We start from the raw sequence: 25,849 nt of genomic DNA on the forward strand, positions 1-25,849 counted from the left end.
GGTCCTGTGCGGACAGGCAAAGCGTCGTCAGCCGCGGTGACAACGGCCGTGAGATCGGCCGTCACAGCGGTCATCACGGTGGCCGTCATGGTGATGAGCCTTCTCCACGTGCCGCCGGTCCAGTCGGAAGCCGTCGTCAAGGGGCCGCCCGAGGTCAGTGACGACCGGCGTGAGGTCCAGGGCGAACGCGTGCCTGTCCGCCCGCGCACCCCGGACCCCGCGGCGGGCAAGGACGCGCCCCGGCCCCGCTGGCCGGCCGCGGGTGACGCCGCCGCCGTGCGGGCGACGGGGAATGCCCGGGTGCGCGTGCTCGACAGGGGGGCGGCCGCGAAGGCGGGCGCGGGGCTGCTGCTCGCGGTCGACAACCCCGCGCCCGCCGAGCTGCGCGTGGACTACGAAGCGTTCACGCACGCCTACGGCGGCTCGTACGGCTCCCGGCTCCGCCTGGTCGCGATGCCCCGGTGCGTGCTGACCACCCCCGACGCGCCCGGATGCCGGACCGGCACGCCGATCCCCGCGCGCAACGACGCCGAGTCCCGCAGCCTCACCGCCGACCTCCCCGCCGGTGCGGCGGTGCTGGCCGCCGTCGCCGCCCCCGCGAGCGCCGCCGGCGACTACCGGGCGACCCCGCTGGCCCCGACCGCGACCTGGAACGGCGGCGGCAACTCCGGCGACTTCACCTGGTCGTACCCGATGCGGGTGCCGCCCGTGCCCGGCGGGCTGACCCCCGAGCTGGCCATCGGCTACTCCGCGGCCTCGGTGGACGGCCGGACCGCGAGCACCAACAACCAGCCGTCCTGGGTGGGCGAGGGCTTCGACCTGTGGCCCGGCTACGTCGAGCGCAGTTACAAGCCGTGCGCGGACGACGGGGCCCCCAAGAGCAACGGCGTCGACCCCGGCGACCAGTGCTGGGCCTACGACAATGCCACCGTCACCTGGAACGGCAAGGGCGGCGAGCTGATCAAGGCCGCCGACGGCACCTGGCGCATGCGCGGCGACGACGGCACCCGCTTCGAGAAGCTGACCGGGGGGCAGAACGGGGACGACGACGGCGAGTACTGGAAGGCCACCGGCACCGACGGCACCCAGTACTTCTTCGGCCGCGACCGGCTGCCCGGCTGGACCTCCGGCCGGGCCGAGACCGCCTCGGCCTGGACGGTGCCGGTCTTCGGCGACGACTCCGGCGAGCCCTGCCACGACCCGGCCGGGTTCGCCCAGTCGTCGTGCCGGCAGGTCTGGCGGTGGAACCTCGACTACGTGGTGGACACGCACGGCAACGCCATCGCGTACTACTACGACAAGGAGGGCAACCGTTACGGCCGCAACGTCTCCCTCACCGGCGACGCCGACTACGACCGGGGCGGCCGGCTGAGCCGCATCGAGTACGGCCTGCGTGCCGGCGACCTGTTCGCGCCGCCGCCGGCCAAGGTGGTGTTCGGCACCGCCGAGCGCTGCCTGCCGACCCAGACGTTCGACTGCGCCCCCGCCAAGATCGGCGCCTCCCCGGATCGCTGGCCCGACGTGCCGTGGGACCAGAACTGCACGTCCGAGTGCACCAAGGCCGGGCTGATCGCCCCGACGTTCTGGTCCCGCCACCGGCTCACCGCCGTCACCACCCAGATCAGGCAGGCGGACGGGACCTACCGCGACGTTGACACGTGGAGCCTGCGGCACGGCTGGGGCGACGCCGACGTCGACCGCGCGCTGCTCCTGCAGGGCATCAAGCACACGGGCAAGGCGTCCGACGCCCCCGTGACGCTGCCCGAGGTCACCTTCAACCACGTCCAGCTCAGAAACCGGCTGGATCGCGTCGGCGACGACGTCCCGCCGTTCATCAAGTACCGGCTCGGCGCCGTCTACGACGAGTACGGCGGGCAGCTCGAGGTGCAGTACTCCGGCGAGGACTGCGCCCTCACCGCCCTGCCCGCCCCCGAAACCAACACCAAACGCTGCTTCCCCGCCATCTGGCAGCCCGCGGGCAAGGAGAGCCCGACCCGCGACTGGTTCCACAAGTACGTCGTCACCAAGGTGATCAGGGCCGACCGCACCGCCCGCTCGCCCGACATGGTCACCGAATACCGCTACCTGGGCGGCGCGGCGTGGCACTTCGCCGACGACGACGGCCTGACCAGGACCAAGGAGAAGACCTGGTCGCAGTGGCGCGGCTACGGGCAGGTCCAGGTGCTGACCGGCGGGGACGGCACGCCGCTCACCCTGGAGGAGGGCCTGTACCTGCGGGGCATGGACGGCGACCGGCTCAACACCGCCGGCGGCGCCAAGCAGGTCACCGTCCCCGACGGCGAGGGAGGCGTGCACACCGACCACGACGATCTGGCCGGGTTCATGCTCAAACACACCGTCTACACCAAGCCGGACGGAACCGTCCACGAAAAGACCGTCAACACGCCCTGGCGTCACCGGACCGCCGTCCGCACCCGCTCCTGGGGCACCTCCGCCGCGGTCCTCACCGGCGTGGCCACCTCCCGCACCTGGAGCGCCATGGACGGCGGCGCCTGGCGGCAGACGCGCACCGACACCACGCACGACACCGTGACCGGCCTGCCCACCCAGGTCGACGACCAGGGCGACACCGCCCGCCAGGACGACGACCTGTGCACCCGCACGACGTACGCGGTCAACGCCGCCGCGTGGATCCGCAGCCTCCCCTCCCGCGTCGAGACGGTCGCCGCCCGCTGCTCGGCCACGCCCGAGCGGCCGGACGGCATCGTCTCCGACGTCCGCACCTTCTACGACGGGGGCGCGACGCCGACCAGGGGCGACGTCACCCGGGTGGAGAAGATCGCCGCGCACGACGGCACGAACGCCACGTACGTGCCCACCGCCCGCACCACCTACGACGACCGCGGCCGGGTCAGGACGGTCACGGACGCGGCAGGCCACACCACTACGACCACGTACACGGAGACGGCCGGGCTGACCACCGGGATCACCACCACCGGCCCGCCCGCCCAGCCGGGAAACGCGGCGAGCGCCCACGTCACCACCGAGACCCTCGACCCTGCCCACGGCCATGCGCTCACGCTGACCGACACGGCCGACCGCACCACCAATCTCGCCTACGACGGCCTCGGCCGCCTGACCAAGGTCTGGCTGCCCGGCCGCGCCACCACAGCCACTCCCGACACCGAGCACTCCTACCAGGTCACCGAGGGACAGATCGCCGCCGTCACCACCAAGACCCTGACTCCCACCGGCGACCAGCGCACGACCTACGAGCTGTTCGACGGGCTGATGCGCCCGCGCCAGACGCAGACCGAGGGGCCGGACGGCGGACGGCTCATCACCGACACCTTCCACGACAGCCGCGGCAACCTCGCCCGCGTCCACGACCTCTACTACGCGACCGGCGCGCCGCGGGCCACCCTCTTCGGCGTCGAGACACCGGGTGACGTCGAATCGCAGATGACGTTCTCCTACGACGGCCTCAACCGGGAGACCCTGCGCCGCTTCCTCGTCGGCAACAACGATGTCCAGGAGAAGTGGCGCACCGTCACCAGCCACGGCGGTGACTGGGTGGCCGTGGACCCGCCGGACGGCTCCACCCCCACCGTCACGGTGACCGACGCCCGCGGCAGGAAGACGGCCCTGCGCCAGTACGAGGGCGCCTCCCCGACAGGCGCGCATCAGACGACTACCTACACCTACACGCCCAGGGGCGAGCAGGCCACGATGCGCGACCCCGCGGGCAACACCTGGTCGTACACCTACGACCTGCGGGGCCGCAAGATCAAGGCCGTCGACCCGGACACCGGCACCACCGTCACGGCTTACGACGACCTGGACCGGCCGATCAAGATCACCGACGCCCGGGGTCGCACGCTCGTCCAGGCCTACGACCCGCTCGGCCGCCCGATCGAGATCCGCGAAGGTTCCTCCTCCGGCACGCTGGTCACCGCCTGGACGTACGACACCGTGAAGCGGGGAGCCCTCACCTCGCAGACCCGCTACTCGGGCGGACGGCCGTACACGGAACGGATCGACGCCTACGACCACGTGGGGCGCCCGGTGAAGTACACCCTCGTCATCCCAGAGGCGGAGGGAACACTGGCCGGCAGCTACACGTTCACCACCGCCTACAACCCGGACGGCACGGTCCGAACCCGAGGATACCCGGCCGCCGGCGGCCTGCCCGCCGAGAACGTGACGACCACCTACGACGACCTGTCGCGAGCCATCCGCCTGTCCGGCAACCTCGGCACCTACGTCAACGCGACCGCGTACTCCGCGACGGGCGAGCCACTGCAGTACGAGCTGACCACCGGCGGCAGAAAGATGTGGCAGACCCGCACGTATGAACCAGGCACCCGGCGCCTGGCCACCTCACGCGTCGACCGGGAGGGCGTGGCAGGCGTGGACCGCAACGCCGCCTACACCTACGACCCGGCCGGCGGCATCACCGCGATCTCTGACGTGTCGCGCTCCGGCACCGACACCCAATGCTTCAACTACGACCACCTCCAGCGTCTCAAGCAGGCATGGAGCCAGGCCACGCCCAAGTGCTCGGCCGCCCCGTCGACCACGATCGTCGGCGGGCCGGCACCGTACTGGCACAGCTACGCCTACGACGCGACCGGCAGCCGTACCCAGGAGGTCCTGCACGGAGTCGGCGGCCATGCCACCACCACCCACTCCTACACCAACAGTCCGGCGGGCCAGGGTCACCAGCTCAACTCCGTCACGCGTACCGGCGGTGACGGGACGAGCACCGAGGCGTTCTCCTACGACGCTGCGGGAAACCTGATCACCCGTACCGAGGGAACGGCCAGCACTACCCTCACCTGGGATGCCGAGGGCGTCCTCACCAAGGTCGCGAAGGGCAATGCGGAGACGTCCTTCGTCTACACCGGGAACGGGGAGCGGCTCATCCGCCGCGACTCCGACGGCAGTACCCTGTACCTGCCGGGCATGGAGCTGCACGCCCCGGCGCCGGCCTCGGGGCTCAGGTCCGCGCAGCCCGAGACCACTCGCTACTACGTGCACAACGGCGAGACGCTGGCGACGCGTACGCCGTCGTCGGTGCGGTTCCTTGCCCCGGACCATCAGGGGACGATCCAGATCAGCACGGACGCCGTGACACAGTCGCTCATTCAGCGCCGCTTCACCCCATTCGGCGCCATGCGCGGCGCCCCCTCCGGGACGTGGCCGGACGAGAAAACCTTCGTCGGCGGCACCATGGACCCCAGCACGGGCCTGACCCATCTCGGCGCTCGCCAGTACGACCCCGCGCTGGGGCGCTTCATCTCCATCGACCCGCTCCTGCTGGACGATCCTCAGCAGGCGCATGGCTACAGCTACGCCAACAACACCCCCGTCACCAGCAGCGACCCCAGCGGTCTCTGTCCGGGCAGGGGCCGTCCTGAGCTCGCCTGGGTGAGCGCGTCCAACTGCGAGGACAACTACAAGGACTTCTACCCGCCCCGTCGTGGCGGCGGTGGAGGAGGCGGCGGCGGGGGCTGGACCGGCGGTGGCGGTGGCGGCGGGGGCGGCTGGCGCGGGGGAGGCGGCGGTGGCTATCGTCCGCCCAAGCCGCCGCCCATCGGCCCGGTCCGCGTCTGCTCGGGCTGGTGCGCCATCAAGGACAAGATCGGTGATCAGCAAGCAGACGCTGGCATTCCGGATCTGCCAGGCATTCCGGACCTACCAGGGCCTCCCGGTTGCGATGACCGACTGCCCCTTCCCATGCCAATCCTCCGATTCCCAGGATGCCAGAGGTCCGGAGGCCCGGTGGAGTGGGAGGGCAAGAAGGAGTGGGGTGGTGCCCGATGCACACCTTTGGGCTGCACTGTGGTGCTGCCACGGCGCGATGTGAAAGAGATCAGCGACTGGCTCAACAGTGACTGGCGAGCCAGCCGGTTGGTCAACGCGATCGCAGCGATAGCGGGTGCGTATCTGTGCAAAGGCATGGGAATCATGGCCGCTGCTGCCTGCGCATTCTCCATCTCTGAAGTCATCGAGCAGGTAAAGCGATACCTGCGCGACGCGGCGCGGGATGGCAAATGTGTGGGGCCTCACATTCCATTCCCGCCGGGCCGTCCAGGCTGGCCCAGCCGGACGTCCGATCCGGGTTACTGCCCGTAACCCGCGATGGCGGGCGTCGTGAACAGGGCGTCCGCCGTCCCCCGGACCACGGGTGCGCCATTCACGGCACTACCCCTACCTGCAACTCATCAGATCGGAGAGCCAGACAGGATGGGAACGTTACGCGGTGGGAGAGCCCGGAGGAGGATGGCGAGCGCGCTCGCCGCCCTATTCGTGCTGTGTTTCCTGCAAGGGCCGCCGTCGGCGGCGGCTGGCACGATCGTGGAGCCGCCTGCTGGCACCGCCGTCACCGAGCAGGAGGCGTCGCAGGCGGCGCGTTCGTCCGGGCAGCCGGTCGAAGTGCTGGCACTGCGCGGCGAGTCGCGCGAGGTGCGCGCCCTGCCGTCGGGCTCCTTCGAACTCGTCCAGCACCAGCGCCCCGTCCGCACCAGGAAGGACGGCGCCTGGACCCCCGCGGACCCGGCGCTGACCCGCTTACCCGGCGGCGGGCTCGGCCCGGTCGCCTCGACGGTGGACCTGCGCCTGTCCGAGGGCGGCAACGAGCCGTTCGTGACCATGGGCAGGGCGGGCCGCACGCTCAGCCTGTCATGGCCGGGACGGCTGCCCGCACCCGTGGTGCAGGGCGACACAGCCACCTACCCCGAGGTGCTGCCCGGCGTGGACCTGACCGTGCGGGCAGACGTGGACGGGTTCGCCCACCTGCTGGTAGTGAAGACGCCGCAGGCGGCGCGCGACCCCGCGCTGGCCCGCCTGCGGCTCGGGACGCAGACACGGGACCTGGCCCTGACCGCCGACGAGAGCGGCGTGCTACGCGCCACCGACGAGGCGAGCGGCAGCACGGTGTTCGAGGCGCCCGCCCCGCTGATGTGGGACTCGGGGTCGGCGAGTGCCACTGCGAGAGCGACCGGGCAGGCGCCGGCGGCCGGGCCCGCCGAAGGGTCCAGGGTCGCGCGGGTGGGCGTCGGCCTGGGACGGGGTGAGCTGGCCCTCACCCCCGACCGTGGTCTGCTGACCGCCCCCGACACCCACTTCCCCGTCTACATCGACCCGGTTTGGAAGACGGTGGGCGAGTCGGCCAGGCTGATGGTCTCCAGCGGCTACCCTGGCACGACATACTACAACTGGTCCGGCACCGAGGGCGTGGGCCTGTGCGACGTGCAGTACGACGGGGCCTGCGTCAAGGATCAGAAGAAGCGGCTGTTCTACCGCATGCCGATCGGCTCGATCGCCGGCAAGCACGTGATCTCTGCGGAGTTCGTCGCCTACGAGACCCACGCCTACAAGTGCTCCAACCCCACCGTGGTCCAGCTCTGGCACGCCAGCGGCTTCGGTAACACCTCGACCTGGAACAGCACCGACGACAACTGGGTCAAGAACCTGGCCTCGCGCGACGTCGCCTACTGCTCCCGCACGCCCGTCGAGTTCGGCGGCACGGCACTGCGCGACGTGGTGCGGGCCGCGGTGAGCCGCAAGGACGCCAACATCAACTTCGGGCTGCGCGCCTACTCCGAGTCGACGATGGCCTGGTGGAAACGGTTCACCGCCGATGCGAACCTGCGCATTGAGTACAACACCCCGCCACCGCAGCCCCTGATGAAGAACCTGTCCATGAGCCCCGGCGGGCCGTGCGTCTACGCCTCGCCGCCCACGGTCAACCTACTGCCGACCATGTACGCCGTCCTGACCGATCCCGACTCCGGGTCGGCCGCCAAGCTGCAGGCCCAGTTCCGCATCCTGTGGGACAACAACACCGGCATCTGGACCGCGCCGCTGACGGCCGCCAAGACCACCGGCTCCACCTTCCAGGTGACCGCGCCCGCCACCATCCCGCAGAACAAGGTGCTGAGCTGGATCGTCCGCACCTGGGACGGCCACCAGTGGAGCCCGTGGAGCTCGGCGGGCGACGCCACCGGCTGCTACTTCTCCTACGACACGACTGCCCCGCCCGCGCCGGCGCTGACCTCGGCCGACTATCCGCCGTCCGACCCGGACAATCCCGACGATCCCTGGCACGACGGCGTCGGCCGCTACGGCTCCTTCTCCGTCAGCACCACCCAGAGCGACGTGAACCGCTACTGGATCGGGGTCAACACCACGCCCACCGCCGCCGGCGAGCACCGTCCCGCCGCCCCCGGCGGCCCGGTCACCGTGCAGGTGGCCCCCACCAGGGCCGGGGTCAACTTCCTGTACGTCAAGGCGCTCGACTCCGCCGGCAACACCAGCGCGGCGACCACCTACCTGTTCCGCGTCAGCGCCGGCAGCGCCCCGCGTGCCCACTGGCCCCTCGACGAGCCCGCTGGCGCCACCAGCCTGACGGCGCTCACCCGGCCCGGCACGGCCCCGGTCACCACCCGGACCGTCGGCGGCGTCACGACGGGCGTGGACGGCCAGGTCGGCACCGCGCTGCGTGGCGACGGCAGCTCCGGCTACGCCGAGACCTCCGGCCCCGTCATCGACACCTCCAAGACCTACTCCGTCGGCGCCTGGGTCCGCATGGCGAACACCGACCAGTTCGCCACGGTCGTGAACCAGGACGGCAACGTGGTCAGCGGCTTCTTCCTGCAATACGTCAAGGATGACGACCGCTGGTCCTTCAGCCTGACCAACGCCGACGCGGTGCAGGGCGGCGTCCGCGTGCGCTCCGCCGCGCCGCCCGAGGTGGGGGAGTGGACCCACCTGCTCGGCGTGTACGACGCCGTCGCCAGGAAGGCCCGCCTGTACGTCAACGGCGTCCTGCAGGAGGAGAAGCCCTTCACCGTCACCTGGAACGCCACCGGCCCGATGGCCATCGGCCGGGCTGTCCACGGCGGCGTCAAACAGAACTTCTTCCCCGGCGAGATCGACGACGTGCAGGTCTTCGACCGCCTGGTCAGCGACGAGGAGGCGGCTGATTTGTTCACCCGCCACCCCGTGCTCTCCGGCCGCTGGACGCTCAACACCGACGGCCGGGACGGCAGCGGCCACGGCCGCCACCTCACCCTGGCCGGCGAGGCTCGGGCGGACCCGGCGGCGGGCTGGCTGGGCACCCCGGCGGGCGCCCTGGTCCTGGACGGAGCCGGCGACCACGCCGCCACCGCCGGGCCGGTCGTGTCCACCGGCCGCAGCTTCACCGTGGCGGGCTGGGTGACCGCGGCGGGCGCGCCCACCGCCAAGGCGGCCGTCTTCTCCCAGGCCGGCGCCGTCAACAGCGGCTTCACGGTCCGCTACGACCCCGCCGCCGCCGGTGGCGCGGGCGGCTGGCAGGTGGAGATGCCCGGGTCGGACGCCTCCGGCGCCGCCTCCCAGCGCGCGGAGCACTCCGCCTACCGCAACCAGCTCGACTGGGACCACGTCGCCGTCGTCTACGACTCGTTCGCCGACGTGCTGCGGCTGTACGTCAACGGCTGGCTGGAGGAGACCGAGGAGCGGGTGTCGGTCCGCTGGCACACGATCGGCTTCGACGCCACCGGCCCGCTCCAGCTCGGCCGCGCGAAGACGGCGGGCGCGTGGGGCGAGCACTGGGCCGGGGCCATCGACGACGTCTGGGCCTTCTCGGGCGTGCTCAGCCAGGAGCAGCTCCAGACCCTCGCCGGCTACACCGAGCTGCCGTCCGACTCGCCCTTCTGAGCGGCGCGGGCGCGCGTCGCCGTCACGGCGGCGCCCACCGGCGCCGGTACGCCCCGGCCACCGGGATGGTCGAGCGCCGTTGTCATGGTGGCGCGCATCAACCCCAGGAGTACAACCTGGGGTTGATGCGCGGGATTCACCCGCCTGGTTAGGGTGGCGGATGCCTTTCACCGCCGCGTCACTGCTCCGGCGGCTGTCCCGGCTGCATCCCCTGCTCTTCGACGGTGCGGTGGCGCTCGCCCTGACCGTCGGCACCTGGCTGTGGGACTGGTACGGGCCGGACATGGGGCGCCCGGCCGACCCGCGGGCGATGATGTTGACCGCGGCGGTCAACGGGCCGCTGGCGCTACGCAGGCGGGCGCCGCTGGCGGTGCTGATGACCGCCGCGGCCGCCTCGTTCACCTACCACCACCTGGGGTACCACGTGGGCCTCAACACCGTAGGCCTCCTGCTGATGCTCTTCACGATCGCCGTGCACAGCCCGCTATCCGCGAACGCGGCGGGCGCGGTGATCACGGTGGCGGTGTGGACCCACGCGTCGGCGCTCCAGCCTGACGTCGTGCTGGGCTCGGCCCTGGGCTCGGCGGTGCTGCTGGCGGCCTGCGCGCTGGCGGCCGGTGTCGTCGTGCGCCTGCTGGTCGAGCGCACCAGGCAGCTCGCGGTGCTGACGCGGCGGCTGCGCGAGGAGCAGGAGGCGGCCACGCAGCGCGCCGTCACGCGCGAGCGCGTGCGCATCGCCCGCGAACTGCACGACATCGTCGCCCACCACATGTCGGTGATCTCGGTGCAGGCTGGGCTGGGCCGCTTCGTGGCGGCCACCGATCCCGCCACGGCGCAGGCCGCGCTCGGCGTGATCGAGGAGACCAGCCACGAAGCGCTCAACGAGCTGCGGCGGCTGCTGTCGATCCTGCGCATCGAGGCCAACGACGAGGACGGGCCGCTCTACACCACCGCCCCCGGCCTGCGCAACGTGCACGCCTTGGCGGAGCGCATGCGCGGCGCGGGGCTGCCCGTCGAGGTGGGCGTCGAGGGCCGGGCCCGCCCGCTGCCGCCGGGGCTCGACCTGTGCGCCTTCCGGATCGTCCAGGAGTCGCTGACCAACGTGCTCAAGCACGCGGGGCCCGTCCGCACCGAGGTCCGCCTCACCTATACCGCCACCTCGCTGACGGTCCGCGTCACCGACCACGGCCCCGGCGCCGGTGCCGAGCCCTCCGGCGGGCACGGGTTGATCGGTATGACAGAACGTGTCAGGCTCTATCGGGGAACGATCACCACGCGTCGGCCGCCCCACGGCGGGTTCGAGGTGCTCGCGACCCTGCCGCTGCCCCCAGCCGACGAGGTCGAGTGATCCAAGCCGATGATCAGCGTGCTCGTGGTCGACGATCAGGTGCTCATCCGCGCGGGCTTGGCGGCCCTGCTGCGCGCGGCGGGGCTGCGGGTGGCGGGCGAGGCCGCCGACGGCGAGGAGGCGGTCCGGCTGGCCGCCTCCGCCAGGCCCGACGTGATCCTCATGGACATCCGCATGCCGGGCATGAACGGCCTGCGCGCCACCGAGCTCATCCTGGCGGCCCCGCCGCCTGTGCCCAAGGTCCTCATCCTGACCACGTTCGACATCGACGAGTACATCTACAACGCGCTGCGTCTGGGCGCGAGCGGCTTCCTGCTCAAGGACACGCCGCCGCAGCGGCTCGTCGCCGCCGTCCAGACCGCCGCCGGCGGCGAGGTGCTGCTCTCGCCCACGGCCACCAGGCGGCTGATCGAGGCCTTCACCGACCCGCCGCGCACCCCGCCACCGGCGGCGCTCGACTGCCTCACCACCCGCGAGATCGAGGTGCTGCGTCTGGTCGGGCGGGCCCTGTCCAACAGGGAGATCTCCGAGCGATTATCGGTCAGCGAGGGCACCGTCAAGACACACCTCAACCGCATCATGGGCAAGCTCGGCCTGCAGAGCCGCGCGCAGGCGGTGGTGCTGTCCTACGAGGCCGGGCTGGTCAAGCCCTCCGTCCGCTGACCGGGGCCGCCCGCGCCCCACAGATGGGGCGCGGGCGGTGGTCGGTCAGCGGTTGTAGGGCGCGAGCGTGATCCGGTCGATGACCGGGGCGTGCCTGGAGCGCAGCAGCACCCCGGGGAACGTCTCCGACGCGTACGTCTTGCCGTCGAAGTTCGGCAGCTCGGCGCTGCTGAACCCGATCGTGTTCGCCCCCTTCCTGAGCTGCACCGGCACGGTCAGCTCCCAGAAGTTGTTCTCGTGGAAGGTGTGCGGGAACAGCACCCGCTGCGGCGCGGCGCCGTTCACCGCGATGTCGGCGTGCCGGGCCAGCGGGTCCGGGTTGTAGTGCGTGGCGGGCGACTGCTCGGGGTTGGAGTAGCGCACCCGCATCGCGTACGTGCCGGCCTGCGGCGCCCGTACCGTGAAGGTCAGCGTGCCGGGCTCGCCCGGCGCGCCGCCGACCCCGGTCACCGCCGCCCCGCCCCCGGCCAGGGAGAGCGGCGAGACCGTCGCCGCGCCCGTCAGCCGGGCCGACTCCGCCTCGTGGACGGTCGCCGGCAGCGCGCCCGGCGCCGGGCGCACGTCGAGACGGTCGACCAGGGTCGTGGCCGAGCGGCCGGTGACCGTGACCTTGTTGACGCCGCCGGACAGCGAGACCGTCGCGGTGGCGTCGCCGCGCCGCGCGTCGTCCAGCACCTCCAGGCCGTTGACGGCCACCCTCGCCTTGCCGGGGCCGGACAGCGCGAGGTCCAGCACGGCCGCCTCGTCCCTGGCCGCGTACACCCAGAACGTCACCGACCGGCCCCGCGCGACCTCCGCCGCGCCCGCACCGGAGACGCGGGCGCCCTTGACGTCGTACGCGACCCGGGCCCCGCGCAGCTCGGCCAGCTCACCCTCGTACACCGAGGCGGCCGCCGCCGGGTTCGCCAGCGACAGGCGGATCCGGTCCACGATCGCGTCGCCCTTGGTCGCCTTCGACCCGTCGAGGCTGCGCGCGGCCAGGGAGATGACGTGCCGGCCCGCCGTCAGCTCCACGCTGGTGTCGGCGTGGTCCCACACCACCCACTTGTAGCCGAGCGGCAGGAACAGCTCCTGCTCCGCCCCGCCGTCCACGCGGACGAAGACGTTCGTCGGGCCCTGCTCGCGCACCCGGTCGAAGGTGTTGAGCGAGTTGGCGAAGACGCTCAGGTCGTAGCGGCCGGCCCGCGGCACCTCGACGGTGAAGTCGAGCACGCCGTCGGAGCCGGTGCGCAGCCCGCCCACGTTGTAGCGGCCGGAGGTGTAGAACTTCGACACGTCCGACGGCGAGCCCTCGGGGCCGTTGCGGCTGTAGCCGCCGCCGGTGTACTTGGCCTCCTCCGCCTCGTACGACCGCTCCCACAGCGTGGTCTTGGGCGCGGTCACGGCGCCGGTCCCGGCGGGGGAGAGCACGATCTCGTACGCCGAGGACTCCGCCAGGCGCGGCAGGTCACCGGAGCCGAAGTCGAGGACCACGGCGCCGTTCTCGACGGCGACGTCGCGCTCGGCGAGGATCGCGGGCTGCGGCGAGTCGCCGATCTGCCCCGTCCACGGGATCTCCCTGATCCAGGCGTGCACGGTGTCGCCGAAGACCTTCGCGGGCACGTTCTCGAAGCGCAGGTGCCCGGCGCCGTTCGCGCCGCCGAAGATCGCGCGGGCCTGCCGCTTGTCCCGGTCGAGCGTCGCGACGCCCTGCATCGTGTAGTTCTGCCCCGGGTACGGCGGCGTGACCCGGACCGTGCGCCCCGACATCTGGCCGTAGGCGTGCAGCAGCCACCACTGGCCGTTGCCCCGGTTGGCCTGCACGGCCGAGTCGGACAGGTTGCCGTCGATGTTCCAGTAGGCGATGTCGGCGTCCACCTTCGACTCCTCGATGGCCGACACCCACTGGATCATCTGGCCGGGCACGGAGGTGTGGTAGTTGAAGGCGTACTCGTTGATGTTGATCGGCAGCTCGGTGCCCGCGTACCGGGTGCCGGCGAAGACCTCGGCCTCCATCTCGCGGTAGCGCTTGACGCTCGCGCGCACCTGCTCGGGATGGCTGAGCTCGTGCCAGGTCATCACGTCGGGCACGGTGCCCGCCGCCACGGTGTGCTCCAGGAAGCCCTTGACCTGGGAGTAGAGCACGCTGGTGTTCGGGCCGGCGATGCGCGCGCCGGGCAGCCGGCCCTTGATGAGGGCGTGAATGTCGTCCCAGGCCCGGAAGTAGTCGCGCGGGTCGCTCAGCCAGCTCACCCGGTTGTAGCTCCACTCGCCGGTGCCGAACATGTTGCCTTCGGGCTCGTTGAACGATACGAACACGATGTTGTCGCGATATTCCGGGTCGAGTTGCCGGACCTGGTCCACCTGCTTGGCGATCTTCTCCTTGTACAGGCCGAGCTTCTCCTCCGGCGTGCTGCCCGGCCACTGGTACGGGAAGCCCCGGTGGATGTCGGTCATGTAGATGTACACGTCGCCGTCGGTGCTGTCGGCCAGCGGCTTGACCACCTCCAGGGCGTCCGCGCCGGGGTGCTGCGGGCCGTCCTGGGCCTTGGTCGAGACCGTGCGCAGCCGCATGCCCTCGATGAGGTTGTTCGTCGGCACCCCCGGCCCGTACAGGCCGTAGAGGGTGCCGGACGCGCCGCCGTGGAAGGCGCCGGTGTCCTCGGCCAGGTCGATGACGAGCTGCCCCTCGCGGATGACCGTGACCTCGGCGGTGACCGGGCGGCCCGCGGCGGTGCCGGTGACGGTGAACGTCCCGGCGGCGGCGTACCTCTCCGGGGCCACCGCCTGCCAGGTGACGGGCACGTCGCGGTCGTAGCCGTCGGAGAAGGCGGCGCGGACCGCGGGCGGCAGCGCGGGCGCGGTGCCGATGGTGGTGCGCACGTCGAAGGCGTCCCTGCTCAGGCCCGACGGCGCCGGCGGGGTGCCGCCGGCCAGCTCGGCCACCTGGGCGGCGCTCAGCGCCGCGCCGTAGACGCGGAAGTCGTCGATCGCGCCGTCGAACAGCGGGTCCGGGTAGAACGAGCGCCCGATGAACCCGGCCGACGTCGTCGAGGCGTCGATGAGCTGCGCCGCCGTGATCGTCGTGGGGGCGGAGGCGACGGCGGCGCCGTCGAGGTAGGTCGTCAGGCGTCCCGCCGCCGTGTCGAGGGTGACGGTCAGCGTCTTCCAGGCGCTCGCCGGCAGTGGCGCGTAGCCGGTGACCTGCGCCTCCGCGCCGCCGCCCGACGTGGTGACCGCCGTGCGCAGCCGGCCGTCCCCGTTGTACGGGGTGCTGAACAGGTAGCGGGAGTTGTCCTTGCCCAGCGCGTAGATCCATTGCCACGGGGCCGTGGTGCCGTCCCACTTCACCCGTGCCGACACGGTCAGGTCGGTCCTGTCCTTGATCGCGACCAGCGGCAGCCGGACGTAGGCGCCGCCGGAGTCCTGGGCGCCGCCGGGCAGGCTGAGCGCGTGCCCGCCCGCCGCGCCCTCCACCAGCGCCGCCGTGGCGGCGTTGACCAGCTCGCCGTGCAGGCCGTTGCCGGAGGAGTCGGTGACGGAGCCGCTGGTGACGTCGTCGGCGTCGAACTCGTAGACGAGCACGGGAGCCGGATCGGCGGCGGCCGCCGCCACCCCCGTGGTTAACGACAGGGCGAGGGCGGCCGGGAGGAGCCCGGCGCACCAGGCCCTGGTGAGTCTCGGGAATGCCATGCGAAGTCCCTGGGATGTGAGCGCTAACAAGGCTGAGGGAGCGGAGCGGCAACGCAACCGAGGGTTTCGCGTAGGTTACGTAGCCGCGCCCGGCGCGTCAATGGGCGGCCTCACGCGTGTTTCCGGCAGGTCACGATCCGATATCGCCGGTGGCCTCCGCTCTTGACGCCCGGCGTGCGGGGAGTAAAAGTCGAGCCACATCGTTGAACCGGTTCGCCCGTTCCGGCGACCACGGCGTGCCGCCGATGCGGCGGCCTCCTGATCATTTACCTGGAAGAGGCAGTCCGGGGCGACGATGCGAGGGAGCGGTCCAACGTAGTCGTCGAACCGGTTCGACAATCTGGAGGTGAGAGTGGCGACGATCGGAGACGTGGCCCGGGAGGCCGGGGTGAGCCGCAGCACGGCGTCGTACGCGCTGTCGGGCAAGCGGCCCATCTCGGAGGAGGTGCGGCGCAGGGTGCTGGCCGCCGCCGAGGCGCTCGCGTACACGCCGAACGCCGGCGCCCGCGCGCTCGCCACCGCCCAGACCAAGGTCCTCGGTCTGCTCGCCCAGTTCCACGAAGACGAGTTCGCGCCCGCGATGATGCAGTACATCCTGGGCGTCACGAACACCGCCCGCGACCTCGGTTACGACACCCTGCTGGTCAACGAGGCCGACGGGGTGCGGGCCCTGCGCCGCGTCACCGACTCCCGCATGGTCGACGGCGTCGTCCTGATGAACATCGCCCAGGACGACGCCCGGCTGCCCATCCTGCGCGCCGCGCCGCAGCCGGGCGCGCTGGTCGGGCTGCCCGGCGACTGCTCCGGCCTCGACGTGTTCGACCTGGACTTCGAGGAGGCCGGGCGGGTGATGGTGGACCACCTGCACCGGCTCGGCCACCGCGAGCTCATCCTGATCTCGCAGCCGGAGCACGTCGTCGAGCGGGGCGGCGCGTACGTGTGGCGGCTGCGCGACGCCGCGCTCGAACGCGCCCGCCAGCTCGGCCTCACCCTGCACGCCGTCTACGGCGAGTCCCGCCAGCCGGCGGTGGGCCGGCTGCTCGTCCACCTGCTCGACACCTACCCGGCGGCGACCGGCCTGCTGATCAACAACGAGGCGGCCGCGGCGGCGCTGCCCTCGGTCACCTACGAGCGGGGGCTGCGGGTGCCCGGCGACCTGTCGGTCATCGGGCGCTACTCCGAGGAGTTCGCCGCGACCTTCTCCCTGCCCTACTCGTTCATCGAGAGCGCGCCCGACCGCCTCGGCGCCATGGCCGTGCGCCAGCTCGTGCGGCGCGTGGAGTCACCGGTGGCCAGGAACGAGCCGTTCGTGGTGCGCTTCATCTCGCCCGAGCTGGTCTCCCGGGGCAGCACCGCGCCCCCGGGCACCCGCTCCCCCTGACGCCAGGGTGCTCCCGCCCTGCGCCTCGCCCTCTCTGACCCCCAACCCCCCGCATCTCCCGCCACGTCCCTGATGTGAGCGCTAACACAGGAGGAGTCGATGAACCGTTCGTCGATGTCCACGAGGACGGCGGTCCTCGCCACCGCCGCCCTGGCGCTGTCCGCACTGACCGCCTGCGCCTCCGCCCCCCAGGGCGCCTCCGGCACCGCCTCCGCCTCCGCCGGCGGGTCGTACACCTGGTGGGACCCCTACCCGCAGCACGACGCGTCCTCCGCGTGGGCCAAGCGGGTGGACGCCTGCGGCCGGCAGGCCGGCGTCACCATCCAGCGCACCGCCTACGACACGACCGCGCTCACCAACCAGGCCCTGCTCGCCGGCCAGGAGGGCAACGCCCCCGACGTGATCCTGCTCGACAACCCGGCCGTCTCCACCCTGGCCGACGCCGGGATGCTGAGCGCGATGTCCGACTTCGGCCTGGAGGTGAACCGGTTCGACAAGAACCTCGTCGCCGCCGGCGAGCTGGACGGCAAGACGTACGGCATCCCGATCGGCGCCAACACCCTGGCCCTCTACTACAACAAGAAGATCCTCGACGACGCCGGCGTGGACCCCGCCTCGATCAAGGACTGGGCCTCGCTCACCACGGCCATGAAGAAGGTCAAGGCCGCGGGCAAGAAGCCGATCACGTTCGCGGCCATCGGCACCGAGGAGGGCTCCTTCCAGTTCCTGCCCTGGTTCTGGGGCGCCGGCGCGCAGCTCACGCAGCTCGACTCGCCGCAGGCCGTCGAGGCGCTCACGCTGTGGAGCTCCTGGCTCAAGGACGGCCTCGCGCCGAACTCGGTCATCAGCAACTCCCAGAACACCACCTGGGAGGAGTTCCTGACGGGCGAGTTCGCCTTCGCCGAGAACGGCACCTGGCAGATCAACAGCGCCGCCGGGGCGGACTTCCCCACCGGCGTCGTGCAGATCCCCGCCAAGGACGGCGGCGTCGCCCCGACCCCGACCGGCGGCGAGTTCATCACGGTCCCCGTGCAGAAGGACACCGGGCGCTACGACGTCACCAAGAAGGTCCTGGAGTGCATGACCACGCCCGAGGGCCTGGTCGAGACCGGCACGACGTTCGCGTACTACATCCCCTCCACCGCCGACGGGCAGCAGGCGATCCTGGCCAAGGAGCCGAGCCTGAAGCCGTGGGTGGAGGCCGTGCGCAGCGCCAAGGGCCGTACCAGCGACAACCTCGGCACCGACTACCCGAAGATCTCCGAGGCGCTGTGGACCGGGGTGCAGAAGGCGCTGAGCGGGGCGGCCAGCCCCGCCGACGCGCTCAAGCAGGCGCAGGCGCAGGCGAAGCAGGCCGTCGGCGACTGATGTCATGACCTCGCTTCGCACCACAGGGACGGTCGCGGTGGGCGGCGCGGCGCACGCGGCCCCGCCCCGGCGGCGGGCCCGGCGGCGGGCCCGGCGGTGGACGGCCTTCGCCTTCCTCGCCCCGCTCATCGTCTATCTGGTCGTCTTCTACTCCTACCCGCTCTACCGCAACATCGAGCTGAGCGTGCACGACTACACGCCGCGCGCGTTCGTGCAGGGCAACCCCGAGTTCACCGGCCTGGAGAACTACCTGGACATCCTGGCCGACGACACCTTCCTGCGGGCGCTGCGCAGCACGGCCGTGTTCACGCTGGCCTCCATCGCCGCGCAGTACGCCATCGGGCTGGCCCTGGCGGTCTTCTTCCACCGCCACTTCCGCCTGTCGGCGGCGCTGCGCGCGATGTTCCTCGTGCCGTGGCTGCTGCCGCTGATCGTCTCGGCCTCCACCTGGTCGTGGATGCTCAACAGCGAGAACGGCATCGTCAACGCGGCGCTCCAGGCGTTCGGCATCGGCCAGATCAACTGGCTGACCTCACCGGACACCTCGCTGCTCGCGGTCACCATCGCCAACATCTGGCTCGGCGTCCCGTTCAACCTGGTGATCCTCTACGCCGGCCTGCAGAACATCCCCGCCGACCTGTACGAGGCCGCCGGGCTCGACGGGGCCGGCCCCTGGCAGCGCTTCCGCCGCATCACGTTCCCGCTGCTGCGCCCGGTGTCGCTGATCACCCTGCTGCTGGGACTGATCTACACGCTCAAGGTCGTCGACATCATCTGGATCATGACCAGGGGCGGCCCCGCCGACGCCTCCACCACGCTGGCCATCTGGTCCTACCGCGAGGCGTTCGGCACCGGCCAGCCCGACTTCTCCCCGGCGGCGGCCGTCGGCAACCTGCTCATCCTCATCGCCTTCGCCGCCGGGCTCGTCCATGTGCGCCTGCAACGAGGGGAGGACCGGGCATGAAGGGGTGGAAGACGGCGCTGGGCGTCTGCCTCGTGGCCGTGATGTTGTTCCCGGTCTACTGGATGGTCAACGTCTCGCTGACCAGGACGAGCGACATGCGGGCCGACCCGCCCCACTGGTTCCCGTGGGACCCCACCTTCGAGGGGTACGCCGCCGCGCTCGGCCAGCAGCTGCCCGCCCTGGCCACCAGCCTGTTCATCGGCCTGGGCACCGTCGCGCTCACGCTCGCCGTGTCCCTGCCCGCCGGGTTCGCCCTGGCCAAGCTGCGCCCGCGTGGCACCCGGACGATCGACTTCCTGCTGCTGGCCGCGCAGATGATCCCGGCCGTCGTCATGGCCATGGGCTTCTACGCGATCTACATCAGGCTCGGGCTGCTCAACACCGTCGCGGGCCTGATCGTGGCCGACTCGACGCTGGCCGTGCCGTTCGGGGTGCTGCTGTTCCGGGCGTTCATGGCGGGCATCCCCGCCGAGGTCATGGCCGCGGCGCAGATCGACGGGGCGAGCACCTGGCGCACGTTCCGGTCGATCGTGCTGCCGCTCAGCCGCAACTCCGTGATTACCGTCTCGCTCTTCACGTTCCTGTGGGCGTGGTCGGACTTCATCTTCGCCTCGACCCTCAACCGCAACAGCGACGTCATCCCGATCACGCTCGGCATCTTCCGCTACATCGGCAACAACACCACGCAGTGGAACTCGATCATGGCGACCGCCGTGATCGCCTCCCTGCCCGCCGCCGTCCTGCTCGTCCTCGCGCAGCGCTACATCGCCGCCGGGGTCACCGCGGGCGCCGTCAAGGACTGACGCCGTCCAGGACTGACGCCACTAAGGACTGACGACGTCCAGGACCCGCACGGCGTCGTCCGAAGCTCTTCAGAGAAAGGTTGCACCACATGACCAGCCCCGTGCTGCCGTCCCACGGCCGGGCACGCCCCCTCGGGCTCGCGCAGGTCTCGCTCACCGGCGGGTTCTGGGGGAGCCGCCAGACCGTGAACGCCACGGCGACGCTCGCCCACTGCGAGTCGTGGATGGAGCGCCTCGGCTGGCTGGCCAACTTCGACCGGGTCGCCGACGGCGCCACCGGGCCCGACCGCCCCGGCTGGTCGTTCTCCGACTCCGAGGTCTACAAGCTGCTGGAGGCCCTGGCCTGGGAGAGCGCCAGGACCGGCGACCCGGCGGCGGAGGCGGCCATCAAGCGGCTCACCGCCCGCGTCGCCCGCGCCCAGGACCCCGACGGCTACCTCAACACCTGCTACGGGCATCCCGGCCGGCCCCCGCGCTACAGCGACCTGGAGTCCGGCCACGAGCTCTACAACACCGGCCACCTGCTCCAGGCCGCCGTGGCCCGGCTGCGCACCCACGGCGAGGACGACCTGGTACGCGTCGCGCGCCGGGCCGCCGACCACGTGTGCCGCACGTTCGGCCCCGAGGGGCGCGCCGCGATCTGCGGCCATCCGGAGATCGAGGTCGGCCTGGCCGAGTTCGGCCGCGCCCTGGGGGAGCCGCGCTACATCGACCAGGCCCGCCTGTTCCTCGACCGCCGCGGCCACGGCACGCTGAAGGACATCCCGCTGGGGCGCGCGTACTTCCAGGACGACATCCCGATCCGGGAGGCGGACGTGTGGCGCGGCCACGCCGTGCGCGCGCTCTACCTCGCCGCCGCGGCGGTGGACGTCGCGGTCGAGCACCGCGACGACGAGCTGCTGCGCGCCGTGGAACGGCAGTGGGAGCGCTCGGTCGCCCGCCGCACCTACCTCACCGGCGGCATGGGCTCGCGCCACCAGGACGAGGGCTTCGGCGAGGACTGGGAGCTGCCCCCCGACCGCGCCTACTGCGAGACCTGCGCCGGGGTCGCCTCGATCATGGTCTCCTGGCGGCTCCACCTCGCCACCGGCGACGTCCGCTACACCGACCTCATCGAGCGCACGCTGTACAACGTCATCGCCACCTCCCCGAGCGCGGACGGCCGGGCCTTCTTCTACGCCAACCCCCTCCACCAGCGCGCCGCCGGCCGGCCCGCCGACCCGGACGAGGTGAGCCCGCGCGCCGAGGCCGGCGCCAGGGCCGCCTGGTTCGACGTCTCCTGCTGCCCGACGAACGTCGCCCGCACGCTCGCCGGCCTGCACGCCTACCTGGCCACCACCGACGACGACGGCCTGCAGCTGCACCAGTACGCCCCCTGCGAGATCCGCGCCGAGCTGCCCGGCGGGCGGCCGGTGGCCGTGGACGTCGAGACCGCCTACCCGGAGAGCGGGACCGTCCGCGTCCGGATCGCCGCCGGCTCGCCCGAGCCCTGGACGCTCTCCCTGCGCGTGCCCGCCTGGGCCGCCGGCGCCACGCTGACCGAGGGCGGGCGCACCCGGCCGGTCGAGCCCGGCCTGGCGCGGGTGCGGCGCGCCTTCCGCGCCGGCGACGAGATCGTCCTCGACCTGCCGATGGCGCCCCGCTTCACCTGGCCCGACCCGCGCATCGACGCCGTACGGGGGTGCGTGGCGGTGGAGCGCGGGCCCGAGGTGCTCTGCGTGGAGTCCCACGACCTGCCGGCCGCCGGCGCGCTCGACTTCCTGGTCGTGGACGCCGGCACCGCCCCGCGCGACGTCCCCGGCGGCGCCGTCGTCCGTGGCCGGACGCCCGCCCGGCCCGACCGGCCGTGGCCCTATCCCGCCGGCCCGGCCGGCGACGGCGACGGCGGGTGGTTCGACGTGCCGCTGCGGCCGTACCACGCGTGGGCGCGGCGCGGGCCCGCCAGCATGCGGATCTTCCTCCCCGTCTCCTGAGCACGGCGCCGTCCGCGCGGCAGGAGCCGTTCCCCCCACCCCCCGAAGGAGAGTGACGCCCATGTCCCGCATCCGAATGGCCGCCTTAGCCCTGGCCACCACGGTCGCCACCGTGACGGCCACCGCCCTGCCGGCGGCGGCCGGCCCGAACCTGACCGCCGCATCCGCATCCCTGGCCGTGGCCGGTGCGGGTGCGGCGGCCGGGGCGACGCTGACCGTCGACGTCGCGCGGCCGTTCCGGCCGGTCACCCACGCGGCCTCCGGCGGGCTCTACGGCCTGGCGGAGAACTCCCGCCCGGCCGACTCCACCCTGCTGCCGATCAAGGTGAACTCGCTCACCCAGCCCGCCCCCGGCGTCGGCCAGCGCCCCAACGGCCAGCCGCCCGGCGGCGACTCCCTGCTGGTCGCCCCGCAGGCCGACCGCGTCGGGGCCGGCCAGTTCATCCGGATGCCCGACATCTACCCCGACTTCCCCTACCGGTGGGTGAGCTGGAACGACTGGCTGGCCAAGGTCGACACCATGGTCCGCGCCCGGCTGGCGGCCACCAGCGTCACCAACGTGCTGGGCTGGGAGTTGTGGAACGAACCCGACTACACCTGGAACACCGCCGCCGCGGGCCCGTTCAACGACGGGTGGGTGCGGACGTACCGGGCGGTCCGGGCGCTCGACCCGCTCACGCCGATCGTCGGCCCGAGCACCGCCACCTACGACCGGTCGTGGATGCAGTCGTTCCTCACCCACGCCAGGAACACCGGCACCCTGCCCGACATCATCTGCTGGCACGAGCTGCAGAACCCCGCCCGGATCGCCGCAGACCTGGCCGACTACCGTGCCCTGGAGGCGTCGCTGGGCATCAGCCCGCGCCGCATCTCCATCAACGAGTACGCCGCCCCCGCCGAGGTGGACGTCCCCGGCCGCGTCGCCGACTACGTGGCCGAGCTGGAACGCGGCGGCGTCGAGTCCGCCCACCGCGCCTTCTGGTACGAGTATGGCACCATGAACGGCCTCGTCACCGGCAACAACCAGCCCACCGGCACGTGGTGGCTCTACAAGTGGTACGGCGACATGGCCGGCAACATGGTCACGACCACCTCCACCACGCGCACCGGCCTCGACGGCTTCGCCTCCTACGACGGCACCCGCAGGATCGTCGACGTCGTCTTCGGCAACGAGGCGGGCACCAACACCGTCGACCTCACCGGGCTGGGCGCGCTCGGCTCCAGCGTCCGCGTCACGCTCTCGTCCACGCCGTCCAGCGGCCGCTTCACCGCCGTCCCCGCACCCACCACCGTCTCCGTCACCACCAGGACCGTCAGCGGCGGCCGGCTCACCGTGCAGGTGCCTGACATGGTCGCCACCAGCGCCTACCGCCTCGTCGTCGAACCGGTCAGTGGGGTGCCGGCCTACCAGCAGCGTTACGAGGCCGAGAACGCCTCGGTCTTCCGCGCCCAGCGGCTGACCGCCGCCGGCGCGTCGGGCGGCGGGTACGTGGGCCGCATCGACAACTCCGGCACGCCGCGCACCGACAGCTACGTCGACTTCGTGGTGAACGTGCCCAGCGCCCGCGCCTACACGATGACCATCGGCTACGCCAACGCCACCGGGGCCACGGCGACGCAGGGGCTGGCGTACAACGGGGGCGCCTGGAGCACGGTCAGCTACCCGCCCACCCCCGCCTGGGGCCAGTTCGGCGCCACGGTCAGCACCACGGTGACGCTGAAGGCGGGCTACAACGTGATCCGCCTGGCCAAGGGCTCCCCGCACTTCGCCGGCGGCACGGGCTACGCCGAACTGGACTACATCCACCTCACCTGACCACCGACCCCCTCCGCCCGCACCCTTCCGCATCCGCGGGGTCGCCCTCGCGGAGTGACCACGTACGCAGATCGCCTCGACCGGCTCGTCAGTGAGCCCGAGGCCAGGAACGGCCCGCCGCCGCCCGAACCGGGGCAGCTCTATGTCGGGGGCGCGTTCCCGCGCTCGGAATCAGGGAGGTCCTACCCCGTGACGTCGGCGGCCGGAACCCACCTCGCCAACGCCGCCCTGGCCTCGCGCAAGGACGCGCGCGACGCCGTGGTGGCGGCGCGCAAGGCGTTCCCCGGCTGGTCCGGCCGGACCGCCTACAACCGGGGACAGATCCTCTACCGGATCGCCGAGATGATGGAGGGGCGGCGCGACCAGTTCGCCGCCGAGGTCGCCGCGGCCGAGGGCGTGCCCGCGGCGCGGGCGCAGGAGATCGTGTCGGCCGCCGTGGACCGCTGGGTCTACTACGCCGGCTGGGCCGACAAGATCGGCCAGGTGGTGGGCGGCGCGAACCCCGTCTCGGGCCCCTACCTCAACCTGTCCGAGCCCGAGCCGACCGGCGTGGTGGCGGTGTTCGCGCCCACCGGCTCCGCACTGCTCGGGCTGGTCTCGGTGCTCGCCCCGGTGATCACTTCGGGGAACACGGCGGTGCTGGTCGCCGACGAGCGCGCCCCGCTGCCCGCGGTCACGCTCGCCGAGGCGCTGGCCACCTCCGACCTGCCGGGCGGCGTGGCCAACATCCTGACCGGCCGGCTGGCCGAGCTGGCGCCGCCGCTGGCCGGGCACGCCGACGTCAACGCCCTGGACCTGGCGGGCGCGGGCGGCCTGGTGGCCGATCTGGAGGAGCTGGCGGCCACCACGCTCAAGCGCGTCCTGCGACCCCTGCCCGCAGACGACTGGGACGACGCCGACCCGGGGCTGACCCGCATCCGCCCCTTCCTGGAGATCAAGACCGTCTGGCACCCCATCGGCCGCTGACCACACCCCGGCTCCCGCCTTGTCTTGGGGGAGCCGATGGGGCCGGGGTCGTCACCCCGCCTCGGAACCCGCGCGGGGCGGGCGCGCCTCGCCACGTCCCGTCGGGATCGGCGCGGGGCGGGCCCGCCTGGCAAGATGGGCGGGGTGAACGGGAACGTCTGGGTCGACGACTGGCAGATGCAGTGCTGCGGCGAGCCCTTCCAGATCGGCTCGACCGTCTCCTGGACGCTCCACCCGGCCGACCGCGACTGGCTGACCCGGGTCCTCGGCGAGGAGACCGCCGCCACGATCGACTGGAGCGAGGAGCACCACAGCGACGAGTCCCCCGACGCGCTCCGCGTCGAAGCCCGGGTCATCGGGATCTCCGCGGTGCACGCCCGCGTGGAGCTCCTGCCCGGGGAGAACATCCATCACCCGGTCGGCGGAGTCCTCACCCCGACGACCTCCGCCGACGGATGGGACCCCGACCGGGGCGACCTGAAATTCACCGGATACGTGGTGACCCTCACCACCGACCAGTAGCCCCGGCCCCACGCCGCGTCCGGCGCCCGCGGCTCGCTGCGTGGCAGGCGCTCGGAGCGTCGTCACCGGGTCACGCCGCGCGGCGCCGCCAACCGGCCAGCAGCTCGTCCGCCGAGTCCGGCGACGGATGCGTGAACCGGAGGTAGTCGCGGACCGCGGGGTTGGAGGTCGCCTCGCACGCGTCCATCCCCGACACCAGATCCTGCGGGACCGCATAGTGGAATCCGCGCTCCTCGACCCCCAGCACCGCGTACAGCACGCAGCACTGGAGCTCCACCCCGCCGATCACCAGGCCGTCGATGTCCCACTCCGCCAGCGTGTCCAGGAACTCGCGGCTCTGCCAGACGTCGAACCGGTATTTGCGCACCACCCGGGAGCCCGGCACCGGCTCGGGGAACAGCCTCGCGCCGTCCGATCCCGCCACGCACAACCGGCTCGTCTCCTCCCACCGCCGCTGCCGTGGCGTCAGCCGATCCAGCTCCAGCACCTGCTGGGAGTAGATCACCCGCGCGCCGAACCGCGCCGCCCGCGCCGCGAACGCGTTGGCCCGCATCGCCGTGGCGGCGTTGCCGGACCTTCCCGGGTGCCGCGCGCCGGGCGCCCCGCAGAAGTCCCACTGGAAGTCGATCAGCACGACGGCGACCCGCTCCGGGGCGAGGTCCAGCAGCCGTTCCACCCGGCCGGCCCGCTCAGCTCCATCCATGCCG

14 protein-coding genes are annotated in these 25,849 nt (G+C 72.3%); 12 read left to right on the top strand and 2 right to left on the bottom strand.

The genetic code is table 11. From position 1 onward, the window contains the following. The first annotated feature begins 87 nt into the window (after nucleotides 1–87). The 4 genes from IO39_RS21340 (at nucleotide 88) to IO39_RS21355 (ending at nucleotide 11,677) form a co-directional block, all read left to right on the top strand. A complete protein-coding gene (locus tag IO39_RS21340; protein ID WP_157548711.1) occupies nucleotides 88–6,099 on the top strand; it encodes an RHS repeat domain-containing protein in 6,012 nt (2,003 codons plus the stop codon). A 147-nt stretch (nucleotides 6,100–6,246) separates the two neighbouring features. Further along, nucleotides 6,247–9,666 carry a LamG-like jellyroll fold domain-containing protein gene (locus tag IO39_RS21345; RefSeq protein WP_052423166.1) on the top strand — a complete coding sequence of 1,140 codons (3,420 nt, stop codon included), beginning with the start codon at nucleotides 6,247–6,249 and terminating at the stop codon, nucleotides 9,664–9,666. A gap of 160 nt (nucleotides 9,667–9,826) precedes the next feature. Continuing rightward, the gene (locus IO39_RS21350; protein WP_052423168.1) at nucleotides 9,827–11,014 is read left to right on the top strand and encodes a sensor histidine kinase; all 1,188 of its coding nucleotides are present in this window, start codon (nucleotides 9,827–9,829) and stop codon (nucleotides 11,012–11,014) included. Nucleotides 11,015–11,023: 9 nt separating this feature from the next. Beyond that, nucleotides 11,024–11,677: a response regulator gene (locus IO39_RS21355; protein WP_052423170.1), complete on the top strand. Its 654-nt coding sequence runs from the start codon at nucleotides 11,024–11,026 to the stop codon at nucleotides 11,675–11,677. A gap of 45 nt (nucleotides 11,678–11,722) precedes the next feature. Here the strand turns inward: IO39_RS21355 and IO39_RS21360 are convergent, their stop codons facing one another. Further along, entirely contained in the window at nucleotides 11,723–15,349 is a 3,627-nt protein-coding gene (locus IO39_RS21360) for a LamG-like jellyroll fold domain-containing protein (protein WP_052423171.1), read from the bottom strand. Nucleotides 15,350–15,701: 352 nt separating this feature from the next. Here IO39_RS21360 and IO39_RS21365 point away from each other — a divergent pair, with 352 nt between their 5' ends. The 8 genes from IO39_RS21365 (at nucleotide 15,702) to IO39_RS21400 (ending at nucleotide 25,142) form a co-directional block, all read left to right on the top strand. Further along, on the top strand, nucleotides 15,702–16,730 hold the full coding sequence (locus IO39_RS21365) for a LacI family DNA-binding transcriptional regulator (RefSeq protein ID WP_043625817.1): 1,029 nt from the start codon (nucleotides 15,702–15,704) through the stop codon (nucleotides 16,728–16,730). 99 nt (nucleotides 16,731–16,829) lie between these two features. Next, entirely contained in the window at nucleotides 16,830–18,098 is a 1,269-nt protein-coding gene (locus IO39_RS21370) for a sugar ABC transporter substrate-binding protein (protein WP_084773210.1), read from the top strand. A 4-nt stretch (nucleotides 18,099–18,102) separates the two neighbouring features. After that, nucleotides 18,103–19,062 carry a carbohydrate ABC transporter permease gene (locus tag IO39_RS21375; protein WP_052423172.1) on the top strand — a complete coding sequence of 320 codons (960 nt, stop codon included), beginning with the start codon at nucleotides 18,103–18,105 and terminating at the stop codon, nucleotides 19,060–19,062. Next, nucleotides 19,059–19,865: a carbohydrate ABC transporter permease gene (locus tag IO39_RS21380; protein WP_043625824.1), complete on the top strand. Its 807-nt coding sequence runs from the start codon at nucleotides 19,059–19,061 to the stop codon at nucleotides 19,863–19,865. The genes IO39_RS21375 and IO39_RS21380 overlap by 4 nt, the downstream gene beginning before the upstream one ends. An 89-nt stretch (nucleotides 19,866–19,954) precedes the next feature. After that, the gene (locus IO39_RS21385) at nucleotides 19,955–21,838 is read left to right on the top strand and encodes a glycoside hydrolase family 127 protein (protein ID WP_043625826.1); all 1,884 of its coding nucleotides are present in this window, start codon (nucleotides 19,955–19,957) and stop codon (nucleotides 21,836–21,838) included. 61 nt (nucleotides 21,839–21,899) lie between these two features. Then, entirely contained in the window at nucleotides 21,900–23,654 is a 1,755-nt protein-coding gene (locus tag IO39_RS21390; protein ID WP_084773212.1) for a CBM35 domain-containing protein, read from the top strand. Between the two features lie 54 nt (nucleotides 23,655–23,708). Continuing rightward, nucleotides 23,709–24,620, top strand: coding sequence for an aldehyde dehydrogenase family protein (locus IO39_RS21395; RefSeq protein WP_084773214.1), 912 nt, complete (start codon nucleotides 23,709–23,711; stop codon nucleotides 24,618–24,620). A gap of 144 nt (nucleotides 24,621–24,764) precedes the next feature. After that, nucleotides 24,765–25,142 carry a DUF6578 domain-containing protein gene (locus IO39_RS21400; RefSeq protein WP_157548714.1) on the top strand — a complete coding sequence of 126 codons (378 nt, stop codon included), beginning with the start codon at nucleotides 24,765–24,767 and terminating at the stop codon, nucleotides 25,140–25,142. Nucleotides 25,143–25,212: 70 nt separating this feature from the next. Here the strand turns inward: IO39_RS21400 and IO39_RS21405 are convergent, their stop codons facing one another. Next, nucleotides 25,213–25,845, bottom strand: a complete 633-nt coding sequence (locus IO39_RS21405; RefSeq protein WP_084773216.1) for a cysteine hydrolase family protein — start codon at nucleotides 25,843–25,845, stop codon at nucleotides 25,213–25,215. Between the last annotated feature and the right edge of the window lie 4 nt (nucleotides 25,846–25,849).

This window comes from Nonomuraea candida (assembly GCF_000725485.1).
GTDB classification, from domain to species: domain Bacteria; phylum Actinomycetota; class Actinomycetes; order Streptosporangiales; family Streptosporangiaceae; genus Nonomuraea; species Nonomuraea candida.